Consider the following 22,714-nt stretch of genomic DNA (forward strand, 5'->3'; position numbering starts at 1 on the left):
ACCTCCGCCGCGAACGGCGCGATCTTCGCCTCGGCCAGCGAACGCACCGCCTCACGGAGCATCTCGTGCTCCTCGGAGATACGGAAGAGATCGAAGTCAGCCGCGCTGCCCGCCATGATGCCTGCCTCGTGGTCCAGTGGCCGAAGTCTGATCGACGTCGAATCCGGGGTTAACTACCGTTCAGTAGAAATTCTAGGGCTCCGACCTGCGGCTGCCTAGCAGCCTCCGGACGCGGGCGATCCCTGCGGGACCGGGCCGGGCGGATAGCATCAGGGGCACCTCTACTGGTCGAAACCGCTCTAAGGGGAACCCGTGACCCTCCGCATCTCCGTGATCGGCACCGGCTACCTCGGCGCGACGCATGCCGCCGCGATGGCCGAGTTCGGCTTCGAGGTGCTGGGTCTGGACATCGATCCCGACAAGATCGCCACCCTCACTGCAGGCCGCGTCCCGATGTACGAGCCGGGGCTGTCCGAGCTGCTGCTCAAGCACGTCGCCGGGCACGAGGGCTCCACCGGGCGGCTGCGCTTCACCACCTCCGCCAAGGAGGCCGCCGAGTTCGGCGACGTGCACTTCATCTGCGTCAACACCCCGCAGCGCAAGGGCGAGTTCGCGGCCGACATGTCGTACGTGGACACCGCGATCGACGACCTGGCGCCGCACCTGACCCGCCCGGCCCTGGTGGTCGGCAAGTCCACCGTCCCGGTCGGCTCGGCGGCCCGGCTGGCCGAACGGCTGGCCGCGCTCGCGCCGGTCGGCGAGGGCGCCGAACTCGCCTGGAACCCGGAGTTCCTGCGCGAGGGCTTCGCCGTCCAGGACACCCTGCGGCCGGACCGGATCGTGGTCGGTGCCCAGAGCGAGCGGGCCGAGCGGCTGCTGCGCGAGGTGTACGCCGAGCCGATCTCGGCCGGAGTGCCGTTCCTGGTCACCGACTTCGCGACCGCCGAACTGGTCAAGGCCGCCGCCAACTCCTTCCTGGCCACCAAGATCTCCTTCATCAACGCGATGGCCGAGGTCTGCGAGGCGGCCGGCGCGGACGTCACCCAGCTCAGCAAGGCGCTCTCCTACGACGAGCGGATCGGCGGCAAGTTCCTCAACTCCGGCCTCGGCTTCGGCGGCGGCTGCCTGCCCAAGGACATCCGGGCGTTCATGGCCCGGGCCGGCGAGCTCGGCGCCGACCAGGCGCTGACCTTCCTGCGCGAGGTCGACTCGATCAACATGCGGCGCCGCTCCCGGATGGTCGAGCTGGCCCGCGAGCAGTGCGGCGGCGGCTTCCTGGGCCGCCGGATCGCCGTCCTCGGCGCCGCCTTCAAGCCCAACTCGGACGACATCCGGGACTCCCCCGCCCTCAACGTGGCCGCCCAGATCCAGCTCCAGGGCGCCCAGGTCACCGTCTACGACCCGAAGGCCGTGGACAACGCCCGCAAGATGTTCCCCTCCCTCGCCTACGCCGGCTCCGCCCTGGAAGCCGCCGAGGGCGCCCACGTCGTCCTCCACCTCACCGAGTGGGCCGAGTTCCGCGAGCTGGACCCGGCCGAACTCGGCGCCGTCGTCGCCGAACGCCGCCTCCTCGACGGCCGCAACGTCCTCGACGCCGAAGCCTGGCGCGCCGCCGGCTGGACCTACCGCGCCCTCGGCCGCCCGAGCTGACACCCGGCCGGGGAATGCCCTTCGGCGGAGCGCCGTTGGCACCGGCATGACGAGCTACGGCGACGATGCGACGGTCCGCGGGATCCTCACCGGGGCGGGTGACACCTGGGCGGTGGTGGGGCTGTCCAACAACACCACGCGGGCCGCGTACGGGGTGGCGCGGGTGTTGCAGCGCTACGGCAAGCGGATCGTGCCGGTGCATCCGAAGGCGGAGACGGTGCTCGGCGAGCCCGGGTACGCCTCGCTCGCCGAGATCCCGTTCCCGGTCGACGTGGTGGACGTGTTCGTGAACAGCGCGCTGGCCGGGGAGGTGGCCGACCAGGCGGTGGCGGCCGGGGCGAAGGCGGTCTGGTTCCAGCTGGGTGTGGTCGACGAGGCCGCGTACGGGCGGGTCAGGGCCGCGGAGGTCTCGATGGTGATGGACAGGTGCCCGGCCATCGAGATCCCGCGGCTGGGCTGAGCGTCAGCCGTCCAGCCGGGCGATGGTCGCGATGGACGGGCGGCGGCTCGACCGCAGGGTCGCGGCGACCGACTCGGCGTCACGCAGGACGCGGACGGCGTTGTGCCAGGTGAGCTTGGCCAGGTCGGCCTCCGACCAGTGGCGGCCGAGGAGTTCGGCGACCAGGTTGGGGTAGCCGGCCACCGAGTCGAGGCCGTCGGGCAGGAAGGCGGTGCCGTCGAAGTCGCCGCCGATGCCGACGTGGTCGATGCCGGCCACCTCGCGCATGTGGTCGAGGTGGTCGGCGACGGTGGCCGGGGTGGCGATCGGGCGCGGGTTGGCGGCCTCGAAGGCGCGCTGGCGCTCCATGGCCGGCGGGGTGGTGTCCAGCGGGTGGAAGCCGTGGGCGCGCATGTTCTCGTCGGCGGCCAGGGTCCACTCGATGGCGGCGGGCAGGATGAACTTCGGGACGAAGGTCGCCATCGCCACCCCGCCGTTGGCGGGCAGCTGGGCGAGCACGTCGTCCGGGATGTTGCGCGGGTGGTCGCAGACCGTGCGGGACGAGGAGTGCGAGAAGACCACCGGCGCCTCGGTGACCCGCAGCGCGTCCCGCATGGTGTCGGCGGAGACGTGCGAGAGGTCGACCAGCATGCCGAGCCGGTTCATCTCCCGGACGACCTCCTCGCCGAACCGGGTCAGCCCGCCGGCCACCGGCTTGTCGGTCGCGGAGTCGGCCCACGGCACGTTGTCGTTGTGGGTGAGCGTCAGGTACCGCACGCCGAGCTCGTACAGGGCGCGCAGGGTGGCCAGCGAGCAGTCGATGGAGTGGCCGCCCTCGGCGCCCATCAGCGAGGCGATCCGGCCCTCGGCGCGGGCGGCCTCCATGTCCGCGGCGGTGCGGGCGAGCCGCAGCCGGTCGGGGTAGCGCTCGACCAGGGCGTGGACGAAGTCGACCTGCTCCAGGGTGGCGCTGACCGCGTGGTCGCCGGCCAGCGAGGCGGGCACGTAGACGGACCAGAACTGCGCGCCGACCCCGCCCTCCGCGAGGCGGGCGAGGTCGGTGTGCAGGCGGTCGCTCTGGTCGGCGGCGAGGTCGAGCGCGCCGAGGTCGTACCCGGCCTGCTCGCGCATCGCCCAGGGGAGGTCGTTGTGACCGTCCACCACGGGGGCGGTGCGGAGCAGGGCCCGGGCGCGGTCCAGCGGGGTGGGGGAGTCCGTCTGAGAAGTCATACTTGCTGTTCTACCCCACCCCCACCAGCGGTCTTACTTGCCGAAGCCGAAGGAGGTGGAGCCGGCCACCTTGGCCCGGAGCTTCTTGCCCTTCTCGGTGGCCTGGCTGTTCAGCTCGGCCTGGAAGTCGATCATCTTCTCGGCGAGTTCGGTGTCGAACGCGGCGAGCATCCGGACCGCGAGCAGGCCCGCGTTGCGCGCGCCGGCCACCGAGACGGTCGCGACCGGCACGCCGGCCGGCATCTGGACGATCGACAGCAGGCTGTCCATGCCGTCCAGGTAGCGCAGCGGCACCGGCACGCCGATGACCGGCAGCGGGGTGACCGAGGCCAGCATGCCCGGCAGGTGGGCCGCGCCGCCGGCGCCGGCGATGATCGCCTTCAGGCCGCGCCGGTGGGCGTTCTCGCCGTACGCGACCATCTCGCGGGGCATCCGGTGGGCGGAGACGACGTCCACCTCGTAGGGGATCTCGAACTCGTCCAGGGCCTGGGCGGCGGCCTCCATGACCGGCCAGTCGGAGTCGGAGCCCATCACGATGCCAACGACAGGAGAGGTCATCAAGGTCCTTTCGGGGATACCCCCGGCTCCAGCCGGAGGTAGGAAACGAAACTCCCGCGCAGCGGGACAGGGATAGCCAGACCGCCGCCAAGGCGGCAGGGCGTCTCGGCAGGTGATCACCGCGAGCTACTCACAAGCTGACTGGCTATCATGTAAACCATGGCCACGCACGTGAAGCGGGCGTTCAAGTACCGCTTCTATCCGACCGATGCACAGGCAGCTGAGCTGTCGCGCACGTTCGGGTGCGTGAGGAAGGTCTACAACCTGGCACTGCAGGCCCGCGCCGAGGCGTGGCAGCAGAGGCAGGAGCGCGTCAACTACAACGCCACCAGTGCGATGCTGACGGCATGGAAGAAGACCGACGAGCTGGCCTACCTCGCTGAGGTGTCGTCGGTTCCGTTGCAGCAGACACTGCGACACCTGCAAGGAGCGTTCACCAACTTCTGGGCCAGGCGCGCTGGATACCCGACGTTCAAGTCCCGCAAGAAGTCCCGGATGTCCGCCGAGTACACCAGTTCCGCATTCCGGTGGCGGGACGGCAGGCTGACACTGGCGAAGATGACCGAGCCGCTGGCCATTGCGTGGTCCCGGCCGTTGCCCGAGGACAGCACGCCGACCACGGTCACGGTGTCGCAGGACCCGGCCGGGCGCTGGTTCGTCTCCATGCTGTGCGACGACCGGCCCACGCCGATGCCCGCGACCGACGCCGCCGTCGGCGTCGACGCCGGTGTTAGTTCCCTGCTCACTTTGTCTCGTCCCGTTCCGGGGCTGACCGACGAGTACGGGAAGATCCGCAACCCGAGGCATGAGCGCAAGGACCGGGAGCGTCTCGCCAAGGCCCAACGGGACCTGTCGCGCAAAGCCAAGGGAAATGGGAAGAACCGGGCGAAGGCCCGTCTCAAGGTCGGCCGGGCGCACGCCCGGATCGCCGACCGGCGCAGGGACTTTCTGCACAAGGTCACCACGCATCTCGTTCGTGAGAACCAAACGATCGTGATCGAGGACCTGACCGTCCGCAACATGCTCAAGAACCGCACCCTGGCCCGTGCCATCGCCGATGCGTCGTGGTCCGAGCTGCGGAGCATGCTGAAGTACAAGGCCGAGTGGTACGGGCGGGATCTGGTCGTGATCGACCACTGGTTCCCCTCCTCCAAACTGTGCTCGGCCTGTGGCACCCTGCAGCGCAGGATGCCACTCAACGTCCGGACCTGGGCGTGCGACTGCGGGACGACCCACGACCGGGACGTCAACGCCGCGAAGAACATCTTGGCCGCCGGGCTGGCGGTTGCAGCCTGTGGAGACGGTGTAAGACCTCAACGGAGCACTCCGGGCGGGCGGTCGTCGGTGAAGCAGGAAGTAGTCCCACCGCAGCGCTCACGCGCAGCGGCTCAGCCGCGAGGCTGAGGGGAATCCCCCGCGTTCACGGGGGAGGAGGTCAATCGGTGATCGTTCCTCGCAGGTAGGCGGCCGCGTGGCGGGCGCGCTCGCGGACGTCGTCGAGGTCGTCCCCGAAGACGTTGACGTGGCCGACCTTGCGGCCGGGCTTCACGTCCTTCCCGTACATGTGGATCCGCAGCCCGGGGTCGCGGGCCATGCAGTGCAGGAAGGCGTGGTACATGTCCGGGTAGTCGCCGCCGAGGACGTTGACCATGACGGTCCACCTGGCGCGGGGCCGGGGGTCGCCGAGCGGGAGGTCGAGGACGGCCCTCAGGTGGTTCTCGAACTGCGAGGTGACCGCGCCGTCCTGGGTCCAGTGCCCGGAGTTGTGCGGGCGCATGGCCAGCTCGTTGACCAGGATGCGGCCGTCCCGGGTCTGGAACAGCTCGACGGCGAGGTGGCCGACGATGCCGAGGTCGCCGGCGATCCGCAGGGCGAGCTGCTGGGCCTCGTCGGAGAGGGCGGGGTCGAGGTCCGGCGCGGGGGCGGTGACCTCGCCGCAGATGCCGTTCTCCTGGACGCTCTCGACGACCGGGTAGGCGACGGCCTGGCCGCTGGGCGAACGGACCACGTTGGCGGCCAGCTCGCGGACGAAGTCGACCTTCTCCTCGGCCAGCACCGGGACACCCGCCAGGAACGGGGCCTGCGCCTCCTCCTCGGTGTCCACGACCCAGACGCCCTTGCCGTCGTAGCCGCCGCGGACGGTCTTCAGCACGACCGGGTAGCCGGTGCCCTCGTTCGCGAAGGCGGTGACGTCGGCCGGGTCGGCGACGATCCGGTGCCGGGGGCAGGGCACGCCGATCGAGTCGAGCCTGGCCCGCATCACGCCCTTGTCCTGGGCGTTGACCAGCGCGTCCGGGCCGGGGCGGACGGCGATGCCGTCGGCCTCCAGGGCCCGCAGGTGCTCGGTGGGGACGTGCTCGTGGTCGAAGGTGACGACGTCACAGCCGGCCGCGAAGCGGCGCAGGGTGTCGAGGTCGCGGTAGTCACCGAGGACGACCTCGGAGACCACCTGTGCGGCGGAGTCCTGCGGCGTGTCGGCGAGGAGCTTGAACCTGACCCCGAGCGGGATGCCCGCCTGGTGTGCCATGCGGGCCAGCTGTCCGCCACCGATCATGCCTACCACTGGAAAATTCACATTGCCCGGGGAAGTCACGCGGCCCAGGATATCCGGGCCGGTGGGGGGTGGTGGAGCCGCGGGCGGGCCGTGAGTAGTGGACGCGCGTAGATGTCAACCCCCGCCTCCGAGGGCTGAGCCGTTCGATGGAAGCGGGTAGCCTGGACGGCTAGGTCCTCGTCCACGCAGTCGGATCATGTGCGTGCACGCAGGACACAAGGGTGGCCGCGTCCCAGGTCGGCCGCCCTTTCGTCCGCAGGCACATGGAGGCAGTCCGGTATGGCGACGACCGCAGCTTCGAAACCCTCGCTCATGCAGAAGATGCGTGGGCTCACGGGTGAAGTCGTGAAGTTCGGCATCGTCGGCCTGAGCGGCGTGGTGATCAACTTCGCCGTGTTCTGGGTCTGCATCAACGGCCTGGGCCTGGCCTCACTGCGGTCCAACATCGCGGCCACCGTGATCGCGATCGCCACCAACTACCTCGGCTACCGCTACTGGCTGTACCGGGACCGGGACGCCGCCTCGCGCAAGCGGGAGATCACGCTGTTCCTGGTGTACAGCGGCATCGGCATGCTGATCGAGACCGGCGTGCTCGGCTTCACGGTGTACGTGCTGCACCTGGACTCGCACTACGAGCAGCTCGGCGCCAAGGTGATCGGCCTCGGCGTGGCCACCGTGTTCCGCTTCTTCTCGTACCGCACCTGGGTGTTCAAGGCGGAGCCCGAGCCCGCGCAGGCCGTCGACGCCGCCAGCGGCCAGGAGCTGGCCGCCCAGGCCGAGCTGATGCTGGCCGCCGAGCAGATCCGCTACGCCCCGGCCGAGTAGCCCGCGCCACCCGGACGGCCGCCCAGGGTCGGACAGGCCTCGAAGCCCGAACGGCTTGAAGACCCTCAGTCCTCGTGGCTGCGGCCGAGGAAGAGCGCGAACACCGCCGGCTTCAGCGAGAGGAGCTCCAGCCGGCCGCCGTCCGCCTCCGCGAGGTCGCGGGCGACGGCCAGGCCGATGCCGGTGGAGTTGCGGCCGCTGACCGCGCGCTCGAACACCCGGTTGCCGAGGTCGGCCGGCACTCCGGCGCCCTGGTCCTGCACCTCGACCACCACCGAGGTGCCGGAGGGCCGGACCCGCAGGGTGATCGTCCCGGCGCCGTGCATCAGCGAGTTCTCGATCAGGGTGGCCAGCACCTGGGCGACCGTCCCCGGGGTGCCGACCGCGGTGATCCCGTGCAGGCCCTCCAGGGACAGCACCCGGCCCTGCTCGCGCAGCGTCGGGCCCCACTCCTCCACCTGCTGCTTGATCACCTCGTCCAGGTCGAAGGCGACCGCGGTGGGGCTGCGCGGGTCGCGCTGGGTGGTGAGCAGCCGCTGGACCACGTCGGTGAGCCGCTCGACCTGCTGGAGGGCGATGGTCGCCTCCTCCTTGACGGTCTCCGGCTCCTCGGCGAGGGCGATGATCTCCTCCAGCCGCATGGAGAGCGCGGTGAGCGGGGTGCGCAGCTGGTGCGAGGCGTCGGCGGCGAGCCGGCGCTCGGCGGTGAGCATCCGGGCGATCCGCTCGGCGCTGACGTCCAGCACCTCGGCGACCCGGTCGAGTTCGGGCACGCCGTAGCGGCGGTCGCGCGGGCGCGGGTCGCCGGAGCCGAGCCGTTCGGCGGTCTCGGCGAGGTCGGTGAGCGGCCGGGCGAGCCGCTTGGCCTGCCAGACGGCGAGGGCCACGGCGGCCTGGACGGCCAGCAGGGCGACCACGCCGAGCAGCAGCAGGTTGTTGGCGATCTCGTGGTCGACGTCCTCGCGGGACTGCTCGACGGTGACGATCTCGCCGTTGATGCCGTGCTCGGCGGCCTTCAGCAGCTGGTTCCCGGCCGGGCGGTCGCCGGCCGAGACAACCTGCTGGCCGGGGATCTGCACCTCGACGTAGCTGCCCTCGGTGACCTGGCTCTCGAAGACGCGCCCCTCCTTGACCGACTCGCCCGCGCCGAGCCGGCTCTCCACCAGGGCGAGCACCCGGACGGCGGTCGCGTCCACCCGGTCCTGGGCCGAGTTGACGATGGTGCGCTTCTCGACCAGGGCGAGCGGCACGCAGAACACCACGACCACCACCAGGACGACGACCAGCAGCGAGTTGATCATCCGGCGTTTCACGCTGCTGCTCCCCGAGGTGTTCCGCTTCATCGGCCGTTGCCCGGCCAGGATCTCCGTACGGGGCTAATTCTTCTCGAACCGGAAGCCCACACCGCGCACGGTGGCGATGTAGCGCGGGTTCGCCGCGTCGTCGCCGAGCTTCTTGCGGAGCCAGGAGATGTGCATGTCCAGGGTCTTGGTCGAGGTCCACCAGGTGGTGTCCCAGACCTGCCGCATGATCTCCTCGCGGGTGACCACCCGGCCGGCGTCGCGGACCAGAACGCGCAGCAGCTCGAACTCCTTGGCGGAGAGGGTCAGCTCCTCCTCGCCGAGCCAGGCGCGGTGGGACTCGATGTCGATCTTCACCCCGTGCGCGCCGGTGGTGAGCTGGTCGACGTTGCCGCGCCGGAGCAGGGCCCGGACGCGGGCCAGCAGTTCGGCCAGGCGGAAGGGCTTGGTGACGTAGTCGTCGGCACCGGCGTCCAGGCCGACCACGGTGTCCACCTCGTCGGCGCGGGCGGTGAGCACGAGCACGGGACAGCTCTTGCCGTCGGCGCGCAGGCGTCGGCAGACCTCAAGGCCGTCCATCTCGGGCAGGCCGAGGTCCAGGACGATGAGGTCGACCTCCTCGGTGAGGCCGGCAGCCAGGGCGGTCGGACCGTCCTCGCGGACGAGCACCTCATAGCCCTCGCGTCGCAGGGCCCTGGCGAGCGGTTCGGAGATCGCCGGATCGTCCTCGGCGAGCAGCACACAGGTCATGTGGTGATGGTAGTCCGCCGGGGTATGGCCGTACGCCCTGTGAGGTAGTTCACAGAGCGTGATCGTTATACAAGGGCCATTCGAGCGTCAACGGAGCGTTGCCGACCGGGCGTTCGGCGAAGATTCTCCTTTTGGATCTTGAAACCGAAGGAAGACCGGCCTGCGTACCATGGATCAATCGGGCAAGTCTGTCGCAAGCTTTGCCATTCCCATACCTAATTCGCGACTTTTGTCATCTGATAACGCCAAATATCGCCACGTAGAGTGGTTCAAGTCCAACGTCCGCCGCCACCCCCCTAGGCGGACGCTGTCAGGCAAGGAACCACTACTCATGGCGTCTACGACCCTGGACTCCGGCGTCACGTCGGCCACTCCCAGCGGCAAGACCTTCCTCGGGCACCCCCGCGGCCTCGCCACTCTCTTCATGAGCGAGATGTGGGAGCGCTTCAGCTACTACGGCATGCGCGCCCTGCTGGTGCTCTACATGACCGCCTCCATCGCGGACGGCGGCCTCGGCATGAAGGCGGCCGTCGCCGCCGCCGTGTACAGCGTCTACACGGCCATGGTCTACCTGCTGGCCCTCCCGGGCGGCTGGATCGCGGACCGCTTCCTCGGCGCGCGCAAGACCGTCGCGGTCGGCGGCTCGATCATCATGATCGGCCACTTCCTGCTGGCCGTCCCGTTCAGCGCGTCGTTCTTCGTCGGCCTCGCGTTCATCGCGATCGGCTCGGGCCTGCTCAAGGCCAACATCTCCACGATGGTCGGCCACCTGTACGACGGCCCGAACGACCCGCGCCGTGACGGTGGCTTCACCGTCTTCTACATGGGCATCAACCTCGGTGCCTTCGCGGCCCCGCTGGTCATCGGCACCGTCGGCCAGAACGTCAACTGGCACCTGGGCTTCGCCCTGGCCGGCGTCGGCATGGCCCTCGGCCTGGGCCAGTTCCTGCTGGGCACCCGCCACCTGAGCCCGAAGAGCAGCGTCGTCACCTCGCCGATCAGCGCGGACGAGAAGCGGAAGATCTTCACCAAGGCCGGCATCTGGCTGGCCGTCGCGGCGGTCTTCTACGCGGTCGTCGCCGCCACCGGCCACTTCACCATCAACTGGGCGATCTGGCCGCTGTCCATCGCGGGCCTGGCGATCCCGGTCCTGGTGTTCGCCAAGGTCAAGCGCGACAAGGACCTCGACGCCACCGAGCAGTCCAAGATGAGCGGCTACATCTGGTTCTTCGTCGCCGCCGCCGTGTTCTGGATGATCTACGACCAGTCCGGCTCGACGCTGAACATCTTCGCCGACGAGCACACCGCGTCCACGCTGTTCGGGTTCAACTTCCCGTCCAGCTGGTTCCAGTCGCTCAACCCGCTCTACATCATGGCGCTGGCCCCGGTCTTCGCCTGGATCTGGGTCGCCCTGGCCCGCCGGTCGAAGAACCCCAGCACGACCATGAAGTTCGCCTTCGGTCTGCTGATGATCGGCGCCTCCTTCATCGTCATGATGCTGGCGATGGCCTCCGCCTCCGGCGACACCAAGGTCACCCCGCTGTGGCTGGCCATGGTCTACCTGGTCCAGACCGTCGGTGAGCTCACCCTCTCCCCGGTCGGCCTGTCCGTCACCACCAAGCTGGCGCCCACCAAGTACGCCAGCCAGATGATGGGCGTCTGGTTCCTCGCGGTCACCGCGGGCGACTGCGTCGCCGCCATCTTCCAGCTGGTGCTGGGCGACAAGGTGGTCGGCAGCACGATGTACTTCGCGGTCCAGGGCGTCCTGGCGATCATCGCCGGTATCGCGCTGGCGATGTACCGCAAGAAGGTCGTCAAGCTCATGGGCGACGTGCACTGACGTCCGCCCGGTGAAGCTCCGGGGCCGCCGTGGATTCCTGAGATCCACGGCGGCCCCGGTCGTTTTCCGCCTACCGTGCCCGCATGGCCACCGACTCGCTGCCCCGCCAGTTAGCCCGCACCCGACGGTTCACCCTGGGCGTCCCCGTCCAGCCGGAGCCCACAGCCGACGGCGCCACCGTCCTGTTCCTGCGCAGCCGCGGCGGCACCGACCCGCTCACCTGCCTCTGGGCGCTGGACACCGACAGCGGAGCGGAGCGGCTGATCGCCGACCCGGCCGCGCTCGGCTCCGCCACCGGCATCGCCTCGTACAGCACCGACTCCGCCGGGCGGTACGCCGCCTTCGCGCTGGACGGCGCGCTGTGGCTGGCCGACACCCGCACGGCCACGGTTCGCCCGGTCACCTCCGGCGGCGAGGCCGAGGAGGTGCGGCTGGACCCGACCGGCCGCCGGATCGCCTACGTCAGCGGCGGCGCCCTGCGGGTGGTCGGCGTCGACGGTGCGGATGACCGCGCGCTCGCCGAACCCGAGGCCGAGGACGTGACGTACGGCCTCGCCGAGTACGTCGCCGTCGGGGAGATGTACCGCGACCGAGGCCACTGGTGGGCCCCCGACGGCACCGCGCTGCTCGTCGCCCGGGTCGACAACCGCCCGGTCACCCGCTGGTTCCTCGCCGACCCGACCGACCCGCAGCAGCCGCCGCGCGCCATCCGCTACCCGTTGGCCGGCACCGCCAACGCCGACGTCTCGCTCTGGCTGCTCGGCCTCGACGGCAGTCGGACCGAGGTCCGCTGGGACCGCGCCGCCTTCGAGTACGTCACGGCCGCCGGCTGGGACGGCCACGGCCCGTACGCCGCCGTGCAGAGCCGCGACCAGCGCACTGTGCGCACCCTGGCGGTCGAGCCGGACGGCGCCACCCGGGTGCTCGCCGAACGTGACGACCCGCACTGGATCGAACTGCTCCCCGGACTGCCGGTCCGGACGGCGAGCGGCGCGCTGGTCGACACCGCCGACGACGGCGACACCCGGCACCTGACCGTCGACGGCAAACCGGTCACCCCGGCCCGGCTGCAACTGCGCGCGGTGCTCGGGACGGAGGGCGAGCAGGTGCTGTTCACCGCCTCCGACGAGCCCACCGAGACCCAGCTGTGGATCTACGAACCGGACGTCGGCATAAGGCAGTTGAGCAGCGGCCCGGGCCTCCGCACCGGTGTGCGGCGCGGTGGCACGCTGGTCCTCACCACCCGCGCCGAGGGCCACCCCGGCGGGCGGACGGTGGTGCTACGGGACGGGCGCGCGGCGCTCCCGCTGGTTTCGCACGCGGAGCCGCCCGTCCGCACGGCGCGGCCCGAGTTCCTCCGCCTCGGCCCCCGCGAACTGCGCACCGCGCTCTACCTGCCCACCGGCCACCAGCCCGGCGACGGCCCGCTGCCCGTCCTGCTCGACCCGTACGGCGGCCCGGCGATGCAGCGGGTGACCACTGGCGGGCTCTGGTTCGGTCTGGTCTCGCAGTGGTTCGCCGACCAGGGCTTCGCTGTGCTGGTGGTGGACGGGCGCGGCACCCCCGGGCGCGGGCCGCTCTGGGACAAGACGATCTGGGGCGACAAGGCCGGTCCCGCACTGGAGGACCAGATCGACGGCCTGCACGAGGCGGCCCGGCTGCGGCCCGGACTGCTCGACCTCGACCGGGTCGCCATCCGGGGCTGGTCGTACGGCGGCTTCCTCGCCGCCCTCGCGGTACTGCGGCGCCCGGACGTCTTCCACGCCGCCTTGGCCGGGGCCGCGCCCACCGACCACAGGATGTACGACACCCACTGGCAGGAACGCTTCCTCGGCCACCCCGACGAGTACCCCGGGCACTACGACTCCTGCGACCTGATCACCGAGGCGCCGAAGCTCAGCCGCCCACTGCTGCTGATCCAGGGCCTCGCCGACGACAACGTCTTCCCCGTCCACACCCTGCGGCTCTCCCACGCCCTACTCGCCGCCGGCCGCCCGCACGAGGTCCTGCCGCTGCGCGGCGCCGGGCACCGGCCGAGCGACGAAGCCGTGGTGGAGAACCTGCTGCGGCACGAACTGGGCTTCCTGCGGCGGTCGTTGGGCGCGGAGTGATCGGCGCCCAACGACCGCCGCAGCATGATCGTCGGCCACCCGGTTGGCGCAGAAAGCACCTGAGCGCGCAGGAAGTCGGCCAGGCCGACTTCCTGCGCCGGACTCCGGCCACCCCGCCCGCTGCATCGGGCCCAGGCCCTCAGCGCCGCACGCGCTGAGCACACCAGCTGACTCCGGGGGCACCGAACCGGTGCCCCCGGAGTCCCCCAACTGGGGAGCCCATGCGCCGTTCGAGCCGTGGGGTGAATTCCTCGAAATCCGCGACCACAGCCCGTCGCATGGTCGCGCTCACGGCAGGTCCTCCCGTCCATGTGGGTTACTTGATTGCCATCGCTGCCACACGCTCCGTACCCTGCTAGGCAACGCGTTGATGGAGACGAGTAGCCAGGGATCACGCGAGCAGAGAGAGCCGCCGGAAGCTGGGAAGGCGGTCTCGCGCCCCGACGTGAAGACCCTCCTGAGCGCGGGGAGGAACGACCCCGCTTGGTGGTCCAATGCCCCGCCGGCCGGCCCCCGTCACCGGGCCGAACTGAGGCCGCCACTGCGTGGCGGCGAAAGTGCGGTGGTACCGCGAGTTACCCTTCTCGCCCGCACTCCCAAGGGATCATGACGATGTCCTTCGGAGGACCGCAATGATCCACAGCCGCGTCCGTGTCTCCGACCTGCGAGAACACATCGGCCATACCGTTTCCGTCTGCGGATGGGTGAACACCCTCCGCCTCCAGCGCAAGATGCAGTTCGTCATCGTGCGGGACAACACCGGCATGGTGCAGGTGACCCACACGCGTGACGACGGGCCACTGGAAGCCCAGCTCGAAGCCCTCACGCCCGAGTCCGCCGTGAGGATCACCGGCCGCGTCGTCGACGCGGCCCAGGTCAAGCTCGGCGGCCTGGAGATCGTTCCCGAGGCGGTCGAGGTCCTGAACCCGGCCGCCACGCCGCTGCCGATCGACGACCACACCGGCCTGGAGCAGCGGTTGGACTGGCGCTTCCTGGACGTGCGCCGCCGTCCCGCCACCCAGCTGATGTTCGCCGTGCAGACCACCCTGGAACAGGGCATGCGCGAGTACGCCTATGCGCAGGGTGCCACCGAGATGCACACCCCCAAGCTCATGGGCACCGCCTCGGAGTCCGGCGCGGAGGTCTTCAAGCTCGGCTACTTCGGCAGAAGCGCCTACCTGGCGCAGTCGCCGCAGTTCTTCAAGCAGATGGCGATCGCGGCCGGCGTCGAAAAGGTCTTCGAGATCGGGCCGGTCTTCCGCGCCGAACCGTCGTTCACCTCCCGGCACGCCACCGAGTTCACCGGCGTCGACGTGGAACTGGCCTGGATCGACGGGGTCGAGGACGTGATGGCGTTCGAGGAGCAGATGCTCGCCCACGCGATCGCCAAGGTCGCCGCCCTGCACGGCGAAGCGATCGCCGAGCACTTCGGCGTCGAGGTCACCGTGCCCACGACGCCCTTTCCCCGCATCACCATGGCCGAGGCGCAGGAGATCCTGCGCAAGGGCGGCTGGGACCCCGAAGGGGGCAAGGAAGACCTGGACCCGGAGGGCGAGCGGGGCATCTCGGCCCACATCAAGGAGGCCACCGGGCATGAGTTCGTGTTCATCACCCACTACCCGGTCGGCATCCGGCCCTTCTACCACATGCGGCCCGCCGACGACTCGAGCGTGACCTTGAGCTTCGACCTGCTGTGGAACGGCCTGGAGGTCACCACCGGCGCGCAGCGCGAGCACCGGCACGACGTGCTGCTGAAGCAGGCCGCCGAGAAGGGCATGAGCACGGAGCCGATGCAGGACTACCTGAACGCGTTCCGGTACGGGTGCCCACCGCACGGGGGCCTCGGCATGGGCCTCGGGCGGGTGCTGATGGTCATGCTCGGCCTGGCCTCGATTCGCGAGGCGACTTTCCTGTTCCGTGGGCCGAACCGGCTTACCCCGTAACCGGATTGTGGCTGCGTCCCACGACATGGGCAGGAACCTCGTGTCGTGGGACGCCAGCTCAGTAGCGGACATTGCGCGGGTCATGCGTCCATGCTTCAGCGGGGTTCTTGTCCCAGGACGTCAGCCCGGTGAAGCTCCGGGGCCGCCGTGGATTCCTGAGATCCACGGCGGCCCCGGCCGTTTTCCGGGCAACGGCCCCGGCCTGCGCACGGGCAACCGCGAGACCTTCGACCTGGGTGGGACGGCGTTGGCGAGTGAAATGGCCAACGCCGTCCTTTGGAGCGACTCCCAACCCGCTGAGCATCGATACCGTTGTCCCATGACGGATCTGCGCCGGGTACCGGTGGACGAGGTGCTGGGACGTGTCGAGACGGCCTTGGGGACGAGGCTCGACAAGGCGACGGTGGTCCGCAAACGCCGATCCGTGGGAGCCGGCACGGCGCGTGGCACGTGGGTACGCATCGAGCGGCGAGGGCTCGACCGGATCGGCGTCCAAGGCGGGGACGGCACCCCTTCCGCTGAGGCCCTGCACGGAATTGCGAAGCCCGCGTGGCTGGCCGGCGTCGCCTGGCGGGACGAGACCGAGCCGGTGATGTGGCGGGCCGATGAGACCGAACTACTGCCATCCGCCCCAGCGGGGTCCGCAGTTGTGGCCGAGGAGCCCGAGCTGCCGCCCAGCTGGTGGTCGGAGCTGAACGCCTCTCTCGATGCGCTCGCTCGGCAGCGGACGAATCGGATCGCCACGCCGGACACGGAGACGATCACCCAGGAGCTGGTGACTCAGACGATCCACCAGGTGTTCCCGGGCGTCGACGCCACGGTGAGCGAGTGGTGCCCGGCGCATGCGGATCTGAACTGGGCAAACGTGACGGCGCCCGAGTTCTGCATCTTCGACTGGGAAGACTGGGGCATGGCCCCGCGCGGTCTGGACGCTGCCACGCTGTGGGCGGCGTCGCTTGCCGTACCGGCGCTGGCCGATCGCGTCCGCGTCGAGCGGAGCGGCGACTTCGCGAGCCGGGACGGCAAGCTGATGACCTTGTTCGTCGCGGCGAAGATCCTCGGGCCGTACGCGCATCCCGAGGACCCGCGACTTGAAGGCGCCCGCGTGTTGGCCGAGCAGGTGGCGAAGGAGCTTCAGGCGGACTGACGCAGGAGCTGCCGGTACGACCGGAGCAGCTCGGTGTCGATCGTGTATGCCAGGCCACCGAGCAGCTCCCGCAGGTGCCCGGCATCGTCGGTGTCTACCGCCACCGCCTCCACCCTGGGGAGCGTGAAGGCGACCCGGAATGCTGCCTGCACCGCCGTGGCAGCTGGTGCCCGCAGGAACGTCCTTGGGGCCACCCTCGCCCATATGAGTGCGGTCGTGCTGCCGCCGAACGGGCTCATGCCCCACACCACGGCCGGTCGCCACCCGTTCACCAGTGCCTCGGCGGCATCGAGCACGCCGCTGCTGATCCAGGGCCTCGCGGACGACAACGTCTTCCCCGTCCACACCCTGCGGCTCTCCAGTGCCCTACTCGCCGCCAGCCACCCGCACGAGGTCCTGCCACTGCGCGGCGCCGGGCACCGGCCGAGCGGCGAGGGCACGGTGGAGCAGTTGCTGCGACACGAACTCGACTTCCTGCGGCGGTCATTGGGCCTCTCCTGACCGAAGACCCGCCTGGGGTCGTCGGCCGGACGCTGTTGGTCATTCATTCGCCAGCAGCGTCCTCCTCGCAGGGGGCCGCCGCCCCTATGAGACGCCTGTGCGCGCGGCAAGCTCCCGCACGCCGGCCACGGTGACCGGCGCGTACAGCAGGTCCGCTGTGAGCGCCCGCAGAGCCGGCCGACGCACCTCCTCCGGGGCGACCTGCTCGGTGAACCGCAGCGACGCGAACGTCTTGCGGTGGTCGCCGAGGTGGTGCCACATGCGCGCGCAGTCCGTGCCGTACCGGGCCCGGCGCTCGGCGGTCGGCAGCTGTCCCGGCGCAATACGCACCGCGTACGGCACCCCCTCGTCGGGGGTACCCAGCGCCGTGTGTACGCCAATCCAGTACAGGTCCACCTGCGGACTGGTGGCGTCGACGGTAAACAGCGGGGTGCTCGGCCGGAACCTGGCGCTGGTCACCCGATCGACCGCGTCCGCCGCGCCCGACATGAGGTCGAGGGCGTCGCCTCGGCGCTGCCCGCACGCAGCCGTGTAGGCGGACGTCATCAGCAGGGTCGCCGCCACAGCCCAGGACACGTCGTTTCGGTCCTGGGAGAGCGAGTCAGCGGTGCGACGCAGGAGATCGACGGCGGCGGCCGGGCGTCCTGAACGCCGCATCGTGATCGCCAGAACCCGAGCTGCCTCCCCGTGCACCACCGGATCGCCGCTGGCCTGGGCCGCAGCCAAAGCCCGGTCCGCTGCCGGCCACGCGACGTCGGAGTGAGCCTTCAACGCGAGCTCCGTCGCCAGCACCCAGGCACGGGCGACGCACCCATGGGCCTCCTCGCGGGACCGGCCGGACAGGGCCTCGCGGGTCGCCTGCGCCGAGCCCAACAAGCCGGGCAGGAAGTCGCCGAGGTGTCGGTAGCGGGCCGCCGTGAACTGAGCGCGCGCCGAGGTCAGCGATGCCTTGAGCTGCTGCAACGACGTGGGTTCAGAGGGTTCGGGCTCATACAGGGCCCCAACGATCCGGGCTGATGCATCTGGGCGCGCGGCAGCAGCGGAGGCGGATGAAAGCATCGACGCCCCAGCTGCCGCCATGCCGGCCACGAGCAGCTGCCTGCGGAGCATGGCGTCCTCCTGATCCGGGGTCACATCCCGCGCCAGCGTAGCCGGTCGACCCAGGCCAATGGCGTCAAGCGGCAGGTCTAACGCCTGGGCAATCCGCAGCAGCGCCTGCTCGGTTGGCCGGAGCGCGCCCGCCTCAACCCGGCTGATCGCCGACGCCGAGTAGCCACACGCCCGGCCCAGCTGGGCCTGAGTCATCCGCCGTGCACACCGAGCGGCCCTGATGGCCATCCCAAGCTGACGTTGACGTGACACGGTGTCGCCCTTCGGCTGCGCGGAGTTGCAACCGTATCGATAGGACGACATCCCCAGGCAGGGCGTGCACGGGGTGTGCGGGGCACGCACACGGCGTGCGGGAGCCCCCCGACGGCATCCACATCTGGACCGCAGCCGAGTTCCCTGGGTGACGCCCGGCCGGCGCACCTCTGCCACTCCATCCCGAGGGGAGACGCCATGAGCACCATCCTGCTCGACAAGCCCGTCACCGAGATCGAGCCCACCACCACCCCAACGCCCAGTACCCTGCTGGAGCGGGTCAACGAGCCGAGCGCCCGCACCTGCCCGGTCTGCGGATCGGGCGCCACCTACCAGACCATGGACGGCCGATGGGGCTGCACCGCGTGCGGCTCCACCTGGGCCTAACCCCGGGGAGGATGCGATGGCGGACTGCACGCAGTGCTCCGCTCCTGCGGTGATCGAGGATCTCGACGTGCAGCCGCCACAGCCCTGGTGCCTCGGATGTGCGACCACCCTCGTACGAGCTGGCGATCCGGTGATCAACTACCGCTCACTCAACGGCGGGAGCGAGTACCAGCACATCCTGGCCGGTGGCAGCACCCAGGTCCTGCCCTTCGGCTGACCGGCACACCGAAGCGGGCCGCTCTCGAAGTCCATGACCAGCGCCGGTGTACACAGTGTCGACCTCGCAGCGCGATGCTGCGAGGAATAGGCAGGCCTTCGCCCCGTCGAACCGACCGGGCTCGACGGGGCGAAGTGACGGAACGACTCAGCCTCGGGGCGGCACCGGGTTCTCCGGACTGTCCAGCCACACGGTGTGCCCCTCGGGCCCGACCGTCAGGCCGAACCGGTCGAACCCGGGGCGGCCCTGGTCGTCCCACCAGCGCCACACCGCCTCCACCTCGTCCCAGAGGTTCCGGTGCCCGGACTGGTACACCTCGTACTCCGTGCGGTCCCGCTCATAGTCGGCGGAGGCCCAGGAGAGGGTGTCCCGGCTGTAGAGCCACAGCGTGTACGCGCCGTCGTCGTAGCGCTCCGCCCGCCAGAACACCCCGGGCACGCCCGCCCCGATGACGAACTGCTCGAACCACCCGCCCGTGTCCGGAGGGGCCAGCGCGGTGGTGCTTCTCACCCCATCGGCAGGCCACTCCTGACCGCGCAGGTAGTCCTCGAAGGGCGGCCGGTCCGTGCGCTGCTGGCGCAGCCGCATGAACGCGGAACTCCGCGTGAACCTGCCGCTCGCGCTGGTCCCGTCGTCGTTCACGGTCAGCCGGACGATCTGCTCGCCGCCGTACTCGGTGCCGAAGGGCGCCACGATGATCCCGCCGGGGGCCGTCTGCGCCAGCCACGCCGGAGGGATCTCCAGCAGGGAGCAGGTGGCGATGATCCGGTCGTAGGGAGCACTGTCCGGCCAGCCCTGCCGTCCGTCGCCCTCGACCACGGTCGGCGCGAGTCCGGCCCGGTCCAGATTCTCCCGGGCGCCGCGAGCAACGTCCGGGTCGTACTCGACGGTCACCACGTTGGGGCTGCCCAGGCGGTGGGCCAGCAGGCCGGCGTTCCACCCCGTGCCGGCTCCGACCTCCAGCACCCTGTCGCCCGGGCGCGCGTCGAGGTCCTTGAGCATCGAGAACACCATGGTGGGCATGGAGTTGGACGAGCTCGGCGTCGTACCGAGCCCGTCCCCCTTGTGGTCGCCGTCGTCCCACTGCGTGGTCAGCGGGATGTCCGAGTAGACCGCCCGCCTCCAGGCTTCGGGGTCCTGCGACCGGTACACCACGGAGTTCTGTTTGGTGCCGTCCGCGATGCCCGGCCAGATGCGATCCGGGACGAACAGTTCACGGGGTACGGCCTTGAAGGACGGGAACCAGTCCGAGGAGAGTGCGCCGCTGGCCATCAGCGCGGAGGCGAGCCCCTGGGGGCCCGCCTCCTGGTGCGTCTCGCCGGTCACTTGCCGCTGCCGCCCGCCGGGGACGAGCCGTCGGAGGTGTTGCCGCCCTCGTCGGACCCGCCGCCGCCGTGTCCGGCGCCCTTGTTGCTGTCGTCCTGCTGGCCGCCGCCCTTGCCGTCGCCGGACCCGCCTCCGCGCTTGCCCATCTCAGTACCTCCGTGCTGGTTGGGCCCAATGGGCGGTTGCCCGTTGGGTGGTGCTACCCGCCCCGCGTCTTCCCCAGGCGGGGCGGGGGTCTGTGAGGCCCCAGGGGGCCGGTTCTCAGTCAGCGCCACGGGTGGTTGGCTTCGCGCAGCCTGGCGAGCAGATCCGCCCGCCGATCACGCTCCTCGGGCGTCAACGGAGCCTTGCTGAACTCCTCCGGGGAGAGAACCGGCCGGGGCTCGGCGTCCCCGCCAAGGCCTTGCAAGGCTGTCTGCGGCGCTTCCTGGGCGTTATCCGTCATCGCGCACCGCCAGGCACTCCCCGTCGTCCACGTGCTGAGCACGCCACTTGGCGACCTTGCGCAGGATCGTGGGCTTGTCCGGGTACTGCGTTTCCATGCCGTCGAAGAGCTCGCACCCGGGGCACTGGTCGGCGTCCGGGGCGGACTCGGCCGTGATCGGCAGGATGCGCCCGACCAGCGCCATACGACTAACGCCCGCCACAGGGCGCCGCCTTATCCCGCATCTTCGCCACCATTGGCCTCCTCCCGCCGAGCTGTCACCAATTTCCGGCAGCACCCGGGACGGTGAAACCTCACGCAAAGGACACTTCGGAACGTCCCTCACGCGGTACAACGTCCCTACAAGAGTCCGGGCTTCGCGGAGAGACAGGCGAGATGCCGAACGAGAGGCTGAAAGCCGCTATGGCGTCGGGCGGTTGGACGTGCGCCGCCCTGGCAGACAAGGCCGGAGTGGACACCAAGTCTGTTGAGCGATGGGCCAATCAGAACCGAACGCCCCGGTTGGGGACGGCCCGTCTGGCCGCTGAAGCACTACGAGAAGACATGTTCGCACTGTGGCCAAGACTGCGGCAGCCCCGCGCCGCAAGGGCGATAAGTCCCGAGCTGGTGGCCCTCTACGAACAGCGCGCCGACCTACCGGTATCCGTCTTCGTGGACCTGCTCGGGCAGGCTGCAGAACGCATCGACGTGCTGGTCTACGCCGCCGTGTTTCTCCACGAGGCGTACCCGCGTCTCAACGATCTGCTTCGGGAACGCGCCACCGAAGGTTGCACGGTCCGGATCGCACTCGGCGACCCTGACAGCGCAAACGTCAGGCAGCGCGGAGAGGAGGAGAAGTTCGGTCACGGTATCGAATCCCGGTGCCACCTTGCTCTCATGCACTACCGCCCGCTGCTCGGCACACCGGGCATTGAGATCCGCACCCACGGGACCACTCTCTACAACAGTCTTTACCGGGCAGATGACGAAGTCCTGGTGAATGCACACGTGTGGGGGGCCAACGCCTTCGGAGCACCCGTCTGGCATCTGCGACGAACCGGCGCAGGAACACTGTTCGACACCTATGCTGCGAGCTTCGACGCAGTGTGGAACGCCGCACTACCGGTGGAGGAGAGCTGATCACGTGGCACGGACGGAGTTCTACGACGATCCCAACGCGCCCAAGCCGAACCGGCTGGTCGTGGCAGCGTCCGCAGTAGTGACGGATCCCGAAGGGCGCATCCTGCTCCAGCGACGCACCGACAACGGCCTGTACGCGCTGCCGGGCGGAACGATGGATCTCGGCGAATCGCTTCCGGGAACGGCCGTCCGAGAGGTCCGCGAGGAGACCGGGCTCGACGTCGAGATCACCGGGCTCGTCGGCACGTACACCGACCCCCGACACGTGATCGCGTACTCGGACGGCGAAGTCCGACAACAGTTCAACGTCTGCTTCACCGCGCGCATCGCGGGCGGGGAACTGCGGATCTCGGACGAGTCCACCGACCTTCAGTTCGTCGCGCCAAGCGACATTGAAGGCTTGCCGATGCACCACACTCAGCGTCTCCGGCTTCAGCACTTCCTGGAGCACAGGGCGATCCCCCATCTCGGCTGACAGAAGGCGCCCGCGAGGCCCTCGCCCTGGGTGGGCGAGGGCCTTCGCGCGTTTCAGTGCTGCTCGTCGTACTCCTCGGGGCGGGGCATCCTGAGGGTCGCGATGGCACCCAGGGCCACGGTGGCGATCGCGAGGGCGAGGAGGGCCAGGAGGATCGCGCCGACGAAGAACTTCACCGGTGCCACGCCTCGTCCCGCTCCAGGCAGCGGAGCAGGTGGAGGAGGTTGAGCAGAGTGCTGACCGGCGCGTTCCCGAAGTCGATCAGGATGCGGCCGTCGAGGGTCGTCTCGCCGGGCGAGGCGGAGCCCCAGAGGAGCCCGTACGGCAGGCCGCGCCGGTGCAACTCGCCCAGGAGCGTCGTGATCTGGGGCTCGGTGTAGTCGCGCATCCGGGGGTCGTCCGGGGCGATGGGGTCGCGGGTCACGCGAGGGAGTCCAGCGCGAGGTGGGCCGCCGGGCGAGGTGCCAGCATGTGAGCTGGCCCTTTTCCCAGCGGCCTCCTCCCGAACCCGTCGTGCGGCGTTAACCGCAACGG

At 70.1% G+C, this 22,714-nt stretch carries 24 protein-coding genes and 2 pseudogenes; 13 read left to right on the forward strand and 13 right to left on the reverse strand.

Translation table 11 applies throughout. The annotated features are described in order from the left end of the window. Positions 1-116: pseudogene (locus ACIRYZ_RS43825) on the reverse strand (acyl-CoA dehydrogenase); the annotation flags it as partial. A 196-nt stretch (positions 117-312) separates the two neighbouring features. Between ACIRYZ_RS43825 and ACIRYZ_RS43830 the strand changes: the two are divergent. Next, positions 313-1,650, forward strand: a complete 1,338-nt coding sequence (locus ACIRYZ_RS43830) for a UDP-glucose dehydrogenase family protein (protein ID WP_402954442.1) — start codon at positions 313-315, stop codon at positions 1,648-1,650. A gap of 46 nt (positions 1,651-1,696) precedes the next feature. Continuing rightward, the gene (locus ACIRYZ_RS43835) at positions 1,697-2,110 is read left to right on the forward strand and encodes a CoA-binding protein (protein ID WP_402954445.1); all 414 of its coding nucleotides are present in this window, start codon (positions 1,697-1,699) and stop codon (positions 2,108-2,110) included. A 3-nt stretch (positions 2,111-2,113) separates the two neighbouring features. Here the strand turns inward: ACIRYZ_RS43835 and ACIRYZ_RS43840 are convergent, their stop codons facing one another. Both ACIRYZ_RS43840 and purE read right to left on the reverse strand, forming a co-directional pair. Further along, entirely contained in the window at positions 2,114-3,319 is a 1,206-nt protein-coding gene (locus ACIRYZ_RS43840; protein WP_402954448.1) for a dipeptidase, read from the reverse strand. 33 nt (positions 3,320-3,352) lie between these two features. After that, entirely contained in the window at positions 3,353-3,877 is a 525-nt protein-coding gene (purE, locus tag ACIRYZ_RS43845) for a 5-(carboxyamino)imidazole ribonucleotide mutase (RefSeq protein WP_402954451.1), read from the reverse strand. A gap of 159 nt (positions 3,878-4,036) precedes the next feature. Between purE and ACIRYZ_RS43850 the strand changes: the two genes are divergently transcribed. Beyond that, a complete protein-coding gene (locus tag ACIRYZ_RS43850; protein ID WP_402954454.1) occupies positions 4,037-5,281 on the forward strand; it encodes an RNA-guided endonuclease InsQ/TnpB family protein in 1,245 nt (414 codons plus the stop codon). 31 nt (positions 5,282-5,312) lie between these two features. Here ACIRYZ_RS43850 and ACIRYZ_RS43855 read toward each other — a convergent pair whose 3' ends face one another. Continuing rightward, positions 5,313-6,452: a 5-(carboxyamino)imidazole ribonucleotide synthase gene (locus ACIRYZ_RS43855; protein WP_402954503.1), complete on the reverse strand. Its 1,140-nt coding sequence runs from the start codon at positions 6,450-6,452 to the stop codon at positions 5,313-5,315. 291 nt (positions 6,453-6,743) lie between these two features. Between ACIRYZ_RS43855 and ACIRYZ_RS43860 the strand changes: the two genes are divergently transcribed. After that, a complete protein-coding gene (locus ACIRYZ_RS43860) occupies positions 6,744-7,256 on the forward strand; it encodes a GtrA family protein (protein ID WP_387630656.1) in 513 nt (170 codons plus the stop codon). A 65-nt stretch (positions 7,257-7,321) separates the two neighbouring features. On the opposite strand, the gene ACIRYZ_RS43865 is transcribed toward ACIRYZ_RS43860, so the two are convergent. After that, entirely contained in the window at positions 7,322-8,569 is a 1,248-nt protein-coding gene (locus tag ACIRYZ_RS43865) for an ATP-binding protein (RefSeq protein ID WP_402954458.1), read from the reverse strand. Positions 8,570-8,632: 63 nt separating this feature from the next. Beyond that, the gene (locus tag ACIRYZ_RS43870; protein WP_402954461.1) at positions 8,633-9,307 is read right to left on the reverse strand and encodes a response regulator transcription factor; all 675 of its coding nucleotides are present in this window, start codon (positions 9,305-9,307) and stop codon (positions 8,633-8,635) included. Between the two features lie 331 nt (positions 9,308-9,638). On the opposite strand from ACIRYZ_RS43870, the gene ACIRYZ_RS43875 reads away from it, so the two are divergent. From ACIRYZ_RS43875 to ACIRYZ_RS43895, 5 genes and pseudogenes are all read left to right on the forward strand, one after another. After that, positions 9,639-11,147, forward strand: a complete 1,509-nt coding sequence (locus ACIRYZ_RS43875) for a peptide MFS transporter (RefSeq protein ID WP_402954464.1) — start codon at positions 9,639-9,641, stop codon at positions 11,145-11,147. An 83-nt stretch (positions 11,148-11,230) separates the two neighbouring features. Beyond that, positions 11,231-13,258, forward strand: coding sequence for a prolyl oligopeptidase family serine peptidase (locus ACIRYZ_RS43880; protein ID WP_402954467.1), 2,028 nt, complete (start codon positions 11,231-11,233; stop codon positions 13,256-13,258). Positions 13,259-13,890: 632 nt separating this feature from the next. Beyond that, entirely contained in the window at positions 13,891-15,201 is a 1,311-nt protein-coding gene (gene aspS / locus ACIRYZ_RS43885; protein ID WP_402954470.1) for an aspartate--tRNA(Asn) ligase, read from the forward strand. A gap of 319 nt (positions 15,202-15,520) precedes the next feature. Continuing rightward, the gene (locus ACIRYZ_RS43890; protein ID WP_402954473.1) at positions 15,521-16,348 is read left to right on the forward strand and encodes a phosphotransferase; all 828 of its coding nucleotides are present in this window, start codon (positions 15,521-15,523) and stop codon (positions 16,346-16,348) included. A gap of 276 nt (positions 16,349-16,624) precedes the next feature. Next, positions 16,625-16,849, forward strand: a pseudogene (locus tag ACIRYZ_RS43895) (alpha/beta hydrolase family protein); the annotation flags it as partial. 84 nt (positions 16,850-16,933) lie between these two features. Here the strand turns inward: ACIRYZ_RS43895 and ACIRYZ_RS43900 are convergent. Then, positions 16,934-18,262 carry a helix-turn-helix domain-containing protein gene (locus ACIRYZ_RS43900; RefSeq protein ID WP_402954476.1) on the reverse strand — a complete coding sequence of 443 codons (1,329 nt, stop codon included), beginning with the start codon at positions 18,260-18,262 and terminating at the stop codon, positions 16,934-16,936. 147 nt (positions 18,263-18,409) lie between these two features. Between ACIRYZ_RS43900 and ACIRYZ_RS43905 the strand changes: the two genes are divergently transcribed. Together ACIRYZ_RS43905 and ACIRYZ_RS43910 are read left to right on the forward strand one after the other, a co-directional pair. Continuing rightward, on the forward strand, positions 18,410-18,598 hold the full coding sequence (locus ACIRYZ_RS43905) for a hypothetical protein (protein ID WP_402954479.1): 189 nt from the start codon (positions 18,410-18,412) through the stop codon (positions 18,596-18,598). Positions 18,599-18,614: 16 nt separating this feature from the next. Continuing rightward, on the forward strand, positions 18,615-18,815 hold the full coding sequence (locus tag ACIRYZ_RS43910) for a hypothetical protein (protein ID WP_218198576.1): 201 nt from the start codon (positions 18,615-18,617) through the stop codon (positions 18,813-18,815). Between the two features lie 147 nt (positions 18,816-18,962). Here ACIRYZ_RS43910 and ACIRYZ_RS43915 read toward each other — a convergent pair whose 3' ends face one another. The 4 genes from ACIRYZ_RS43915 to ACIRYZ_RS43930 all read right to left on the reverse strand — a co-directional run bounded on the left by ACIRYZ_RS43915 (position 18,963) and on the right by ACIRYZ_RS43930 (position 20,770). Next, positions 18,963-20,141 (reverse strand): methyltransferase domain-containing protein, encoded by a 1,179-nt coding sequence (locus ACIRYZ_RS43915; RefSeq protein ID WP_402954483.1) that lies wholly within the window; start codon positions 20,139-20,141, stop codon positions 18,963-18,965. After that, positions 20,138-20,287, reverse strand: a complete 150-nt coding sequence (locus ACIRYZ_RS43920; RefSeq protein WP_199922064.1) for a hypothetical protein — start codon at positions 20,285-20,287, stop codon at positions 20,138-20,140. Before ACIRYZ_RS43920 ends, ACIRYZ_RS43915 begins: the two co-directional genes overlap by 4 nt. Before the next feature lie 119 nt (positions 20,288-20,406). Beyond that, a complete protein-coding gene (locus ACIRYZ_RS43925; RefSeq protein ID WP_402954486.1) occupies positions 20,407-20,586 on the reverse strand; it encodes a hypothetical protein in 180 nt (59 codons plus the stop codon). Next, positions 20,576-20,770 (reverse strand): hypothetical protein, encoded by a 195-nt coding sequence (locus ACIRYZ_RS43930; protein ID WP_402954489.1) that lies wholly within the window; start codon positions 20,768-20,770, stop codon positions 20,576-20,578. The genes ACIRYZ_RS43925 and ACIRYZ_RS43930 overlap by 11 nt, the downstream gene beginning before the upstream one ends. A 191-nt stretch (positions 20,771-20,961) precedes the next feature. On the opposite strand from ACIRYZ_RS43930, the gene ACIRYZ_RS43935 reads away from it, so the two are divergent. Next, positions 20,962-21,705 carry an XRE family transcriptional regulator gene (locus ACIRYZ_RS43935; protein WP_402954492.1) on the forward strand — a complete coding sequence of 248 codons (744 nt, stop codon included), beginning with the start codon at positions 20,962-20,964 and terminating at the stop codon, positions 21,703-21,705. 4 nt (positions 21,706-21,709) lie between these two features. Continuing rightward, on the forward strand, positions 21,710-22,180 hold the full coding sequence (locus ACIRYZ_RS43940) for an NUDIX domain-containing protein (protein ID WP_402954495.1): 471 nt from the start codon (positions 21,710-21,712) through the stop codon (positions 22,178-22,180). A 53-nt stretch (positions 22,181-22,233) separates the two neighbouring features. Here the strand turns inward: ACIRYZ_RS43940 and ACIRYZ_RS43945 are convergent, their stop codons facing one another. Together ACIRYZ_RS43945 and ACIRYZ_RS43950 are read right to left on the reverse strand one after the other, a co-directional pair. Beyond that, a complete protein-coding gene (locus tag ACIRYZ_RS43945) occupies positions 22,234-22,365 on the reverse strand; it encodes a hypothetical protein (RefSeq protein ID WP_402954498.1) in 132 nt (43 codons plus the stop codon). Beyond that, the gene (locus ACIRYZ_RS43950; protein WP_402954501.1) at positions 22,353-22,604 is read right to left on the reverse strand and encodes a hypothetical protein; all 252 of its coding nucleotides are present in this window, start codon (positions 22,602-22,604) and stop codon (positions 22,353-22,355) included. The genes ACIRYZ_RS43945 and ACIRYZ_RS43950 overlap by 13 nt, the downstream gene beginning before the upstream one ends. Positions 22,605-22,714 lie beyond the last annotated feature (110 nt).

The organism is Kitasatospora sp. NPDC101155 (assembly GCF_044768305.1).
In the GTDB taxonomy this organism is placed as follows: domain Bacteria; phylum Actinomycetota; class Actinomycetes; order Streptomycetales; family Streptomycetaceae; genus Kitasatospora.